Here is an 11,780-nt window from a genome sequence, read left to right on the forward strand (position 1 = left end):
AGACTTGGTCGAATGGGGAACCATCCAAGTTCAAGGCAAAAGCGTCCGACGAAGTTAACTTTCGGCAATGACCGCGTCGCCCCAGCGCCAGCGCCGGGCGTTTGCATAGGCGGCCCTGTCGCGCCGCGGGACCTTGGTGATGGCGAGGCCGCCCTCCGTGCAGAGCTTTGCGGTGATCTCGGCCTTGCCGACATCCGGCGGCGCCAGCACGCGCGCGGCGCGTGTTGCGGGCGCTGTCCGGGTCAGGGCGATGTAGATGAAGCGCTCGTCCTCGAACGGCACGTCGGCGCCCTTGATCTGGCGGTGCGCTTGCGAGCGCGGCAGGCGCTGGCTGAAATGGCACCAGTCGGGTGCCGTGAGCGGGCACGGCTTTTCGTGCGGGCAGGGCGCGGCGACATAGGCACCTAGCGCGATCAGCTGCTGGCGCAGCGCGAGGATGCGCGCGTAGCCGGCCGGTGTGCCGGGCTCGATCACGACCAGCGCGTGGCGCGCTTTCGCCCACATCGTTTCCGCCAGCTTGCGCTGATCGGTCTCGCTGAGCTCGCCGATGACGTAGCTCGCGACGACGAGATCGGCTTGCGAGGCTTCCGCGAGGTTGGCACCGGCGTCGCCCGGCAGATAGCGGCAATCGGCGAGCCGCGTGCTGTCATGCGCGAGTTCGAGCGCGAGACGGCTGAGGGTGGCGTTGGCGTCGAGCAGGGTAAAATCCTGCAGCGACGGAAAGGCCTCAGCAGCGGCCCAGCTCGCGGTGCCCGGGCCTGCGCCGACGTCGAGCAGGGTTTCCGGGGCGAGGTCCGGCGCCATCTCGGTCAGTGCATTCAGGCTGGCGGCCACGGCCGCATAGGTCGCCGGCATCCGCGCCAGCGCATAAGCGAGCGCATCGGCCTCCGACTTGATTGCGGATTTCACGGATCGTGAGCATCGATTTCGCGCGATCGTGAGCACTGAATTCAGACGATCGTGAGCAGCCCGCTACGGCCGATGGGAGATAGAGTCAGTGTTCTGGTTGGCCGTCAAGGGTGATGGTTTTGGCGCTGCGTTTTCGCATGCTTTCTCCGGTGAGCTGGAGGCGGTGGGCGTTGTGGACGAGGCGATCGAGAATGGCGTCGGCGACCGTGGGGTCCCCAATGGCTCCATGCCAGGTGTCCACGGGGAGCTGACTTGTGACGATGGTGGATGCGCGGCCATGGCGGTCCTCGAGGATTTCGAGCAGATCGCGGCGTTCCGCGGCGGTGAGCACCGATAGTCCCCAATCATCCAAAATCAGAAGCTGAGCGCGGCCGAGGCTTTTGAGGAGCCGAGCGTAACGTCCGTCTCCGCGCGCGAGCGCGAGCGCCTCGAACAGCCTTGGAACGCGATGATAGAGGACTGATCGGTTGTCGCGGCAGGCCTTGTGGCCGAGCGCGCAGGCTAACCAACTTTTGCCCAGGCCGGTTGCCCCGGTGACGAGCAAATTCTCGTGGCGATCGATCCAGCGACCTTCGACGAGTTTGGCGAAAACGGCGCGGTCGATGCCCCGCGGGGTGCGCAGATCGACGTCCTCGACGCAAGCAGTCTGGCGCAGTGCGGCGATCTTGAGGCGCGTGGTGAGCCGCCTGGTGTCGCGTTCGGCGGCTTCGCGGTCGACCAACAGGCCGATGCGATCTTCGAACGGCAGGGCTTCGAGATCGGGCGATCGGCGCTGCTCCTCGAAGGCCTTGGCCATTCCGGTCAGGCCAAGCTCGATCAGCCGTTCGTGGGTTGGGTGGTTAAGCATGCCGGGTCTCTCCTTGCTTCAGTGGAAGTAGTCGCGTCCGCGGATATTGCCGTGGCGCAGGGGCTGGTGCTCGAAAGATTCGTCGAAGAACGTGCGATCGAGGCCGTTCTGGAGGATCGATCTAATCGAGGCGACGGAGCGCGCCTTGATGAGGATGCCCCTCCGGCAGGCTGCGTCGAGGCGTTCGGCGCCGTAGCTTTTGACGAGCGCCAGAATGCCAAGGCAGGTTCGAAAGCCTTGTTCTGGATGGGGCCGGGCGTCGATCACGGCCTGGAAAAACGCTGCTGTCGAAGGACCGATCCGCTCGCCGGCGGCGATCACCGCGGCGGGGGTCCATTTGCCGTAGCGGCGATGGGCGCTCGGCATGTGGTCGGCGATGGTGGTGTGTCCGCGTCGGTTGGGCGCGCGGGCATGGCTGGCGATCCGCTGGCCCTTGTGGAAGATCTCGACCGTCCGATCGTCGATACGGGCATCGACCAGCTCGCCAATCAGACGATACGGCGCGGAGTACCAATGGCCGTCGACCTCGACATGATAATCGGGAGCGAGGCGGCAGCGCTTCCAGCGTGCGAAGGCATAAGGCTGATCTGGCAGCGGGGTTAGCTTGGGTTTGTCGAGTTCGGCAAACAGTTCGGCGCGGCTTGAGCCGAAGCCACGCATTTGACGAGCATTGAGTTCGTCGACGAGTGTCTTGATGGCGGCGTTGAGCTCGGCCCGGGAAAAGAAGCGCTGATTGCGCAGCCGGGCCAGAATCCAGCGCTGGGCGATTTGCACCGCGACCTCGACCTTCGCCTTGTCTTTTGGGCGCCGCGGCCGTGCGGCGAGAATGGCCGTGCCGTAATGGCTCGCCATCTCGGCATAAGTGCGATTGAGGCCGGGATCGTAGCGGTCGGGGTTGCTGACGGCGGCTTTGAGGTTGTCGCAGACCACGAACGTCGGCGTTCCGCTCAAAAAGTGAACAAGTTGACGTGGGCCCGGATCCAGTCGGCCAAGCTCTCGCTGGGGCAGGCCTCGGCGTAGGTGTAGTTCGAAGCGCCCATCGCCGCGACGAACAGCTTCATCGGCTGCACTTCCCCGGTCAGCGGATCGACGATGTCGATGGTGTCGCCGGCGAAATCCACGAACACCTTCTCGCCGCCCAGATGAATCTGCCGCATCGAAGGTCGGACCCGCCCCTTCCAGGCCTCGTAGGTAGTGCAGAACCACGTGTACCCGAAACCGTCGGGATTAACGGCGCGATACTCCTCCCAGAGCAGGCGACGGGTTACGTTGCGCCGGCGGAGCTCTTTATCGATGTAGCTCCAGTCGGGCACCGGCCGCTGCGGGCTCTGAGACGCTGGTCGTGGGGCCGGGAAAAGCAAAAGCTCCAGGTCTTCATCGGTCATTCCCTCCGGAAGCGGCCAGCTCAACCCAGCAGAGCGGGCGCGGCTCAGGTAGCTGTGCACAACGCCGTTGCTGACGCCCACGCTCCGCGCGATGGCCCGCTCTGGCAGGCCTTGAAAATGTTTTAACCGAAGGACTTCCTTGATCCGGCGCATCGACAATCTCTGGGTAGGCATTGGACTTCCTCGTTAACCACGAGGTCATCCCTAAGCCGGTTGAGTTGTCGGCCGAAGCGCTGCAAGGCTCCGAAAGCCTTGCTCACGATCCCGCGAAATCGTTGCTCACGATCGTCTGAAATCTCTGCTCACGATCCCCTGAAATCCGCGCTCACGATCCCGCGAAACGCGCAGACTTGATGGTGCCGGAGGTGCCGCCTGCACGATAGGCGGTCGAGATTTTTTGCGAGCGCTGTGCGGCGTCGGTGCGGGAGAAGCCCTGGAGCTTGCCGTCGAGGGCTGCTTTTAGCTCAGCGGGGAGGGTGGGTGAGATCATCTTCTCGTCATGCCCCGCGTAGTGTTTAGCCCGGACAGATCACTGACGGGTGTTCGGAGACATAGCTGACACATCAACATTGGCTGGATTGGTCCGATTCGGGAGGCCGTCCATGCCTTGGAGCGAGGTGTCAGTGATGGATCAGCGTCACGAGTTTGTGCGGCTGGCTTTGCAGGAGGGCGCCAACCGGCGCGAACTGTGCCGTCGGTTCAACATCAGTCCTGACGTCGGCTACAAGTGGCTGGCGCGCTGGCAGGCCGGCGATCGGGAGCTGGCCGACCGCTCCCGGCGCCCGCATGCGATGCCCAAGCGGAGTGAGGCTGCGGTCGAAGTAGAAGTCCTGGCTGTACGCGACAAGCATCCGGCTTGGGGAGCACGGAAGATTGCCCATTGCCTGAAGCGGGGCGGGCAGACGGTGCCTGTGCCATCAACGGTGCACCAGATCCTGTGTCGGAACGGCCGGGTCAAACCGAGTGAGAATGCGCCGCCCAATCCGGGCCACCGGTTCGAGAAGGAAGCTCCCAATCTGCTGTGGCAGATGGACTTCAAGGGCCACCTGCCGCTGGCCGACGGGACACGATGCCATCCGCTGACCATCGTCGACGATCACTCGCGCTACGTGCTGTGCCTGAAGGCATGTGCCGACGAGCAGCGTCTCACCGTGCAGAATCACCTGTCGACGACGTTCCGCTGCTATGGCCTGCCAGAGGCCTTCTACACCGACAATGGCTCACCCTGGGGCGATACGTCCGGCATTCGTTGGACCGGACTGAAGGTGTGGCTGCTCAAGCTTGGCGTCAGGGTGGTGCACGCCAGGCCATGCCACCCACAGGCCCGCGGCAAGAACGAGCGCTTCCATCGCACCCTGAAGGCCGAGGTGTTTGCAATGCGCCGCTTCCGAACTCTCCCGGAAGTCCAGCGCGCCTTCGACGCCTGGCGGCCGGTCTACAATCTGGAGCGGCCTCACCAAGGCCTCGATATGCAGGTCCCTGCCGATCGCTTCCGGCCAAGTGCTCGCCCCATGCCGGCCCGCGTTCCGAACGTCGAATACGACAGCGGCGAGATCGTGCGCAGGGTCTCATCGACAAGACCCTACATCTCCTTCAAGGGACGCTTCTGGAAAGTTCCCCAGGCCTTCGCCCGCGAACGCCTTGCCATCCGGCCACTGGTTCGTGACGGCCACTACGGAATCTTCTTCGCCAGCTGGCAGGTCGCATCGATCGACTTGACCAATGGCCAACCTGTCAGTGATGTGTCCGAACAGGTGTCAGCCATGTCTCCGGACTAAACAGTAGGCGGGGCATCCAGTATTCCGAGACGGCGCCGTGAACCGAGAGGCCGCGGCGTACTGGATCATCCGCTCCAGTGCGCAATTTGCGCACAAGGCGGATGATGACGTCAATGGGTGTGGAACGACCGGAGGCTCACGCCACGTTCTGGTCGAGAATGTCCACCGCCTCTGACAGGCTCACCGACACCAGTTGCGAGACGCCGCGCTCGGCCATGGTGACGCCGAACAGCCGGTTCATCCGCGCCATCGTGATCGGGTTGTGCGTGATGATGATGAAGCGGGTGTCGGTCGAGCTGGTCATCTCGTGCAGCAGGTTGCAGTAGCGCTCGACGTTGTGGTCGTCGAGCGGTGCGTCGACTTCGTCCAGCACGCAGATCGGCGAGGGGTTGGTGAGGAACACCGCGAAGATCAGCGCCATCGCGGTCAGCGCCTGCTCGCCGCCCGAAAGCAGCGACAGCGTCTGCGGCTTCTTGCCCGGCGGCTTTGCGATGATCTCGAGACCGGCTTCGAGCGGGTCGTCGCTCTCGATCAGGTGCAGCGCGGCCTCGCCGCCGCCGAACAGCTCGACGAACAGGCGCTTGAAGTGGTTGTTGACGACCTCGAACGAGGTCAGGAGCCGCTCGCGCGCTTCCTTGTTGAGGCTCTGGATGCCCTGGCGCAGCCGCTTGATGGCTTCGACGAGGTCATCGCGCTCGGTGACGAGGCCGGTGTGCTGGGTCTCGACCTCGCGCAGCTCTTCCTCGGCGCGCAGGTTGACAGCACCGAGACGCTCGCGGTCGCGGCGCATCTTTTCGAGGTCTTCCTCGATGTCGTGCAGCGGCGGCAGCTCGGCGCCGGGCTCGATCTCGGCGAGGCCGGCAACGGCCTGCGGCTCGACCTCGAGCATGTCGCGGATCTCGCGCTCGATGTCCTCGAGCCGGCGCCGTGCGCCTTCCATGCGTTCCTCGGCGCGCGCGGTGGCCTCGCGGGAGCTCGAGAGCGCCTCGAGGGTCAATTTCGCGACGCGATCGGTTTCGGCCATCGCGGTCTCGGCCGAGGCGAGCGCGTCGGCGGCCATGCGGCGGTCGTTTTCCGCGTATTCGATCTCGGTGATCAGCGCGCTGCGCTTCTCGGCGAACACGGCGGGCGCGTTTTCGAGATCGCTGCGCTCGATCGAGACCTCGGTGATGCGGGTCTGGATGGTGTCGATGTGAGAGGCCGCACTCTCCTTGCGGTTCTGCCACTCGGTGCGCTCGGCGAGGATCGCCTGCACGCGGCGGTCGGCGAGCTCCGCCTCGCGCGCCAGCGCCTGCGCCTCGGCGCGGACCTGGGCGGCCATGCGGCGATGGCCTTCGATGTCGCTGCGGACGGCGGCGAGACGGGTCTCGGTGTCCTCGCTCGACGGCAGCTCGGTGATGCCGGCCTCGGCATATTCGTACGCGGCCTCGGCCTCGGCGCGGTCGGCGGCGAGGCGGCTATGGGCTTCCGACAGCGTCGCCTTGCGCGCGGCGCGGCGGCTGATCTCGCGCTCGGCCGTGGCATGGCGCTCGCGGGCGACGTTGAGCTCACGCTGTGCGGCGCGCCAGGCCTCGCGGCTGGCGCCTTCGGTGCTGGCAGCCATCTGCAGCTCGGACTCGGCGTTCTCCAGTGCCTGACGCTTGATCTGCGCGTCGATGCGGGCCTGCTCCAGCTCGTTCTCGATGTCGACGAGGCGGGCCCGCTCGGCGAGGCGCCGTGCCGCACCGGTCGGGGCGTGGGCCGCGGCGACAAAGCCGTCCCAGCGCCAGACGTCGCCTTCGGGCGAGACCAGCCGCTGGCCGGTCTTGAGCTGCGAGACCAGTTCGGCGCCGCGCTCGCGCGGCACCACGCCGATCTGCGCCAGGCGGCGCGCCAGCTCGGCGGGCGCCTGAACGTGGCTCGCGAGCGGCACGACGCCCTCGGGCAGCTCCGGATCGCCGTCGGTGACGCCAGCATTGGTCCAGCGCATCGGCGCGGACGGATCGACGGGCGCATCGAGATCGTCGCCGAGCGCGGCACCGATCGCCTTTTCAAAACCCTTGTCGACGGTGATGCCGTCGATGATCGGCGGCCACAGATTCTTGGTCTCGCCGTTGACGATCTTGGAGATCGTGCGCGCTTCGGTATCGAGACGCTGCACGCGCTTGTCGGCTTCGACCAGCGGCGAGCGCGAGGATTCCAGCGTCTGGCGCGCGGCAACATGCGCAGCTTCGCTCGCCTGGGCCGCAGCTTCCGAAGCAGCAAGGGTCTGCTCCGCGTTCTCGACCGTTGCGGTCAGCTCGTCGAGATCGCCGAAGCCGCCAGTCTCGTCGGCAAGCTTCTGCTCCTCGGCCGCGACGTTCGAAATCTCCTGGTCGAGGCGGGCGAGCTTGTCGCGATGGGTGCGGACATTGGCTTCGAGCTGGTTGCGCTTGGCGGTGAGGTCCGCAAGCGCCGTGGTGAGCTCGGCGAACTGGTGCTCGGTTTCGGTCAGCACCGCCTCGGCTTCGCCGACGCGCTCGTCGACACCTGAGCGCTTCTCGACCCGCGACTTGATCTCTTCCTTCAGCTCGGCGTCTTCGGTGTCGAGCCGCTGGAGCGCGACGTCGGCGTCCATGGTCTGCTGCTGGGCGCGCGAGATGTCGCCCTCGAACTGGGCCAGGCGCCGCTCGAGCTCGGCGACGCGCTCCTTGGCGCGCTCTTCCTCGCGGTCGAGCAGCTCGCGTGCGTTGGTCAGGCGCTGCAGCCCGGCCGCGGCGCGCGCTTCGGCATCGCGCAGCGCCGGCATTTCGGTGGCGCGGATGGCCTGGATGCGGGCGGCTTCGGCCTGGTGCTGGGTGCGTTCGGCCATCTCGCGAACCGCGAGATCATGGGTCTGGCCGGATTCGTTGACGTCGGCATGCGCGCCGATCCAGCGCAGGTGGAACAGCGTGGCTTCCGCCTTGCGGACCTTGGCCGCGACCTCGCGATAGCGCACGGCCTGGCGGGCCTGCTTCTTCAGGCCTTCCATCTGGCCGGCGAGCTGGCCGATCACGTCCTCGACGCGGGTGAGGTTGGTTTCGGCGGCCTTCAGCCGCAATTCGGCCTCGTGGCGGCGGGCGTGCAGGCCGGCGACGCCGGCAGCATCTTCCAGCACGCGGCGGCGCTGCTCGGGCTTGGCCTGGATGATCTCGCCGATCTTGCCCTGGTGGACGAGGGCCGGCGAACGCGCACCGGTGGCGGCGTCGGCGAACAGGATCTGCACGTCGCGGGCGCGGACGTCGCGGCCGTTGATGCGATAGACCGAGCCGGCCTCGCGCTCTATGCGGCGGGAGATTTCCAGCAGCTGGCTGTCGTTCATCGCCGCCGGCGCGGTGCGATCGGTGTTGTCGATCGTCATCGTCACTTCGGCGTGGTTGCGCGCAGGACGGTTGCCGGAGCCGGCGAAGATCACCGCGTCCATGTCGGCCGCGCGCAGCGACTTGTACGAGGTTTCGCCCATCGCCCATCGCAGCGCCTCGACGAGATTCGACTTGCCGCAGCCGTTGGGTCCGACCACGCCGGTCAGGCCGGGCTCGATGACGAAGTCGGTGGCCTCAACGAAGGACTTGAAGCCGTGAAGGCGCAGGCGGGTGATTTTCATAAGCACGCATCTCTGTTGGCAGGCGCGAATCCCCCTGCCGGGACAATACCATGGAAGGCAATGTCACTCTCTGGGTGAGTCGCGCGAGGCGCCTCATGCGGTCGGACAATGGCCGCGGTGCGCCGCGAGGGCAACCGGCGAAAACCGCTTTTCCCAAGGGATTTATGCCGGGAAAGATACGGCTTTCGAGATGCGAATCAGGCGTTGAGCGGGGAAAATCAGCTCTTCAGCAGCGGATTGATCTTCTTGGCGAATTCATCGAACGAGGCTTCGCCCTTGATCTTCTCGCCGTTGATGAAGAAGGTCGGCGTCGAATCCACCTTCAGAACGTCGCTGGCGTACTTTTGGTCGGCGGCGATTTTGTCGAGCAGCGCCTGGTCCTTCAGGCAGGCTTCGACCTGCTGCTGGGTGAGACCGGCCTGCTTGCCGATCCGCGTCAGCGTCTCCGTGGTGTTCTTCAGCACCCAATCGTTCTGCTGGCGGAACAGCATGTCGGTGACCGCGAAATATTTCGACGCGTCGTCCTTGGCGATGCAGCGCGACAGCATCGAGCCGGCGGCGGCTTTGATGTCGAGCGGGAACTCGCGGAAGATGTAACGCACCTTGCCGGTGTCGATGTATTCCGACTTGATCTTGGGGAACACCTGCTCGTTGAACGCCGCACAATGCGGACAGGTCATCGAGGCATATTCGGTGATGGTGACGGGGGCGTCCTTGGGGCCGAGTGCCATGTCGGGCAGCGACACGGGCTTGGCCACATCGGCGGCCGACTGCGCCATGGCCTCGGAGATGAACCGCAGCGGCGACAGCCCGGCGAGCGCGGCAAGACCGGTCAGCGACAGCATCGTGTTGAAGGCGCGGCGGGTGATGATCAAGGTCGGCTCCCGAATTGGTGTGGTCTCGCCCCAAGGTTCTTATCAAAGTTCCCGTTCAGGCGGCCTGTCGCTAGCTTGAAACGTAGTTCGAGGCAATGGCGAGCGACAGGGACGGGTCCAGATTACCGGCGGAATGAGGCTCAATTTCGCTTGATGGCCGCCCCGAGCCGCGCCAGCGCTGTCTTCAATTCTTCATCTTCGATGTCCCCCAGGCTCTCCGCCACCTTGGCCACCGATTTGGGATCCGGCGGACCGGGCCGGACCGGCGGCCGGGCGCGCGACAGGGGGGCCTGGCGGAAGGCGAGCTTGCCGACCGCGCTCCAGCCGAAGAAGCGATTGACCCGCTCCAGGATCACGTCGGCGGAGTGCTGGATCTCCAGCGCCATCGGCCCCTCGACCCGCAGCACCAGGGTCGCCGGCTCCTGCGGCTGGCCCTCGACCGGCCGCGGCCATTGCATCTTCAAAGGCTCGGCATGGGCCGCAATCTCCGGCCCGGCAATCTGCGCCCACCGGGTCACCAGCTCGCGCGCGGCAAAACCCTGCTTGGCATAGGCCTCGGCAAAGACGTCGTTGAGCAGGAGCGACAGCGGTTTGGCGCTGATGGGACCGGGTCTGGGAGGGAATTTGGACATAGACCCTTATAGCACTTCGGAGGGCAGGCCTCACCATTGGGGAGCGGTCCGCGAAGAAAGACGTGGATGCCCGCGACGAGGGTGGGCATGACGTGGAGAGGCCGGCGCGTTGCCGCTACAGTGAGAGCATGAGCCCCAAATCGGCACTAATGGCGAAATCGGAACCGGCTCAGGCGGGGACCTCGTCGCGCCCGCTCGCGCTCCTCGCCTGGTACGACCGCCATCGCCGCCGTCTGCCATGGCGCGCGATGCCCGGCGAGACCTCGGACCCTTACCGCGTCTGGCTATCGGAGATCATGCTCCAGCAGACCACCGTGAAAGCCGTCGGCCCTTATTTCGAAAAGTTCGTCGCGCGCTGGCCGGATGTCACGGCGCTGGGGCGGGCGTCGCAGGATGACGTGCTGCGGATGTGGGCCGGGCTCGGCTATTACTCCCGCGCGCGCAATCTCCATGCCTGCGCGGTGGCCGTGACGCGCGAGCACAGCGGTGTGTTTCCCGACACGGAAGAGGGGCTGCGCGCGCTGCCGGGGATCGGACCCTATACGGCAGCCGCAATCGCCGCGATCGCGTTCGATCGCCGCACCATGCCGGTCGACGGCAACATCGAGCGCGTGGTGTCGCGCCTGTTCGCCGTCGAAGAGGAGCTGCCGCAGGCCAAGCCGCTGATCCAGCAACTGGCGGCGACGCTGCTTGCGGACGCTCGCGCCGGCGACGAGACGTCTCGCGCTGGCGACAGCGCGCAGGCGCTGATGGATCTGGGCGCCTCGATCTGCACGCCGAAGAAGCCGGCCTGCTCGCTCTGTCCGCTCAATGAGGATTGCACCGCGCGTGCGCTGGCGACGCAGGAAGCGTTTCCGCGCAAGGCGCCGAAGAAGAGCGGAACGTTGCGGCGCGGGGCTGCCTTCGTCGTGACGCGCGGCGGCGAGCTGCTGGTCCGCTCGAGGCCCGAAAAAGGCCTCCTTGGCGGCATGACCGAGGTGCCGGGCTCGGACTGGCTGGCTGGTCAGCAAGACGCAACGGCGAAGCAGCAGGCGCCCGACCTGAAGGGGCTGTCGCGCTGGCAGCGCAAGGTGGGCGTCGTCACCCACGTCTTCACGCATTTTCCGCTGGAGCTGGTGGTCTACACGGCGAAGGCCGAAGCGCGCACGCGCGCGCCCGAAGGCATGCGCTGGGTGCCGATCGCGACCCTCGCCGGTGAAGCGCTGCCCAACGTCATGCGCAAGGTGATCGCGCACGCGCTGGACCCTTCAGCGGCCCCACCTTCCTGACAGCACGCTGGCAGCAGCGCTACGCTATCAGCATCAGCGCCCGATACGGAGGCTGCCAATGGTCAAGACCGCACTCGACAACTTCAAGAGGCCGCCCTGCGCCGAGCTGCTCGGATGGCGTCTGCTCGATGCCCGTCCGGAGGAGGGCTGGATCAGGCTCGGCTTCGAGGGCAAGCCCGAGTTCTGCAATCCGGCGGGCTTCATCCAGGGCGGCATGCTCTCTGCCATGCTCGACGACACCATGGGGCCGGCCGTGCTGGTGATGAGCGAGGGCCGGCTCTACACCACCACGATCAGCATGACCGTGAATTTCCTCAGCCCCGCAAGGCCCGGCCCGATCATCGGCGAGGCCAAGGTGACGCAGCTCGGCAAGACGATTGCGTTCGTCGAGGCGAAGCTGATGGCCGAAGACGGCACGGTGCTGGCGACGGCGAGCGCCAGCGAGCGGCTGCTGGAGGCGGCGAGGGTGGTGGGGAAATAGACTC

The 11,780-nt window shown here is 66.1% G+C and carries 8 protein-coding genes and 2 pseudogenes; 3 read left to right on the top strand and 7 right to left on the bottom strand.

The window, feature by feature from the left end; translation table 11 throughout:
• Nucleotides 1-54: 54 nt before the first annotated feature.
• The 4 genes and pseudogenes from J4G43_RS13685 to J4G43_RS13700 all read right to left on the bottom strand — a co-directional run.
• Nucleotides 55-855 carry a small ribosomal subunit Rsm22 family protein gene (locus tag J4G43_RS13685; RefSeq protein ID WP_249814835.1) on the bottom strand — a complete coding sequence of 267 codons (801 nt, stop codon included), beginning with the start codon at nucleotides 853-855 and terminating at the stop codon, nucleotides 55-57.
• Nucleotides 856-994: 139 nt separating this feature from the next.
• Nucleotides 995-1,756, bottom strand: coding sequence for an IS21-like element ISFK1 family helper ATPase IstB (gene istB / locus J4G43_RS13690; protein WP_011090937.1), 762 nt, complete (start codon nucleotides 1,754-1,756; stop codon nucleotides 995-997).
• A gap of 18 nt (nucleotides 1,757-1,774) precedes the next feature.
• A pseudogene (gene istA, locus J4G43_RS13695) lies at nucleotides 1,775-3,315 on the bottom strand (IS21-like element ISFK1 family transposase).
• 172 nt (nucleotides 3,316-3,487) lie between these two features.
• Nucleotides 3,488-3,631 (bottom strand): annotated as a pseudogene (locus tag J4G43_RS13700) (small ribosomal subunit Rsm22 family protein); the annotation flags it as partial.
• Nucleotides 3,632-3,743: 112 nt separating this feature from the next.
• Here J4G43_RS13700 and J4G43_RS13705 point away from each other — a divergent pair.
• Nucleotides 3,744-4,919, top strand: a complete 1,176-nt coding sequence (locus J4G43_RS13705) for an IS481 family transposase (protein ID WP_208083680.1) — start codon at nucleotides 3,744-3,746, stop codon at nucleotides 4,917-4,919.
• A 136-nt stretch (nucleotides 4,920-5,055) separates the two neighbouring features.
• Here the strand turns inward: J4G43_RS13705 and smc are convergent, their stop codons facing one another.
• From smc to J4G43_RS13720, 3 genes are all read right to left on the bottom strand, one after another.
• A complete protein-coding gene (gene smc / locus J4G43_RS13710) occupies nucleotides 5,056-8,520 on the bottom strand; it encodes a chromosome segregation protein SMC (protein WP_085402526.1) in 3,465 nt (1,154 codons plus the stop codon).
• Nucleotides 8,521-8,738: 218 nt separating this feature from the next.
• Nucleotides 8,739-9,395 (bottom strand): DsbA family protein, encoded by a 657-nt coding sequence (locus J4G43_RS13715; RefSeq protein ID WP_028150717.1) that lies wholly within the window; start codon nucleotides 9,393-9,395, stop codon nucleotides 8,739-8,741.
• 140 nt (nucleotides 9,396-9,535) lie between these two features.
• The gene (locus J4G43_RS13720; RefSeq protein WP_028150718.1) at nucleotides 9,536-10,027 is read right to left on the bottom strand and encodes a DUF721 domain-containing protein; all 492 of its coding nucleotides are present in this window, start codon (nucleotides 10,025-10,027) and stop codon (nucleotides 9,536-9,538) included.
• A gap of 128 nt (nucleotides 10,028-10,155) precedes the next feature.
• On the opposite strand from J4G43_RS13720, the gene mutY reads away from it, so the two are divergent.
• Complete coding sequence (gene mutY, locus J4G43_RS13725; RefSeq protein ID WP_208085112.1) at nucleotides 10,156-11,295, top strand: A/G-specific adenine glycosylase; 1,140 nt, start codon at nucleotides 10,156-10,158, stop codon at nucleotides 11,293-11,295.
• Between the two features lie 58 nt (nucleotides 11,296-11,353).
• Nucleotides 11,354-11,776 carry a PaaI family thioesterase gene (locus J4G43_RS13730; protein WP_208085113.1) on the top strand — a complete coding sequence of 141 codons (423 nt, stop codon included), beginning with the start codon at nucleotides 11,354-11,356 and terminating at the stop codon, nucleotides 11,774-11,776.
• Nucleotides 11,777-11,780: the final 4 nt, after the last annotated feature.

Origin of the sequence: Bradyrhizobium barranii subsp. barranii (genome assembly GCF_017565645.3) — a bacterium.
GTDB lineage: Bacteria > Pseudomonadota > Alphaproteobacteria > Rhizobiales > Xanthobacteraceae > Bradyrhizobium > Bradyrhizobium barranii.

Coding starts and splice junctions, on each gene's coding strand:
- J4G43_RS13685 (WP_249814835.1), bottom strand. CDS start 855: ATGCCGGCGACCTATGCGGCCGTGGCCGCCAGCCTGAATGCACTGACC.
- istB (WP_011090937.1), bottom strand. CDS start 1,756: ATGCTTAACCACCCAACCCACGAACGGCTGATCGAGCTTGGCCTGACC.
- J4G43_RS13705 (WP_208083680.1), top strand. CDS start 3,744: ATGCCTTGGAGCGAGGTGTCAGTGATGGATCAGCGTCACGAGTTTGTG.
- smc (WP_085402526.1), bottom strand. CDS start 8,520: ATGAAAATCACCCGCCTGCGCCTTCACGGCTTCAAGTCCTTCGTTGAG.
- J4G43_RS13720 (WP_028150718.1), bottom strand. CDS start 10,027: ATGTCCAAATTCCCTCCCAGACCCGGTCCCATCAGCGCCAAACCGCTG.
- mutY (WP_208085112.1), top strand. CDS start 10,156: ATGAGCCCCAAATCGGCACTAATGGCGAAATCGGAACCGGCTCAGGCG.
- J4G43_RS13730 (WP_208085113.1), top strand. CDS start 11,354: ATGGTCAAGACCGCACTCGACAACTTCAAGAGGCCGCCCTGCGCCGAG.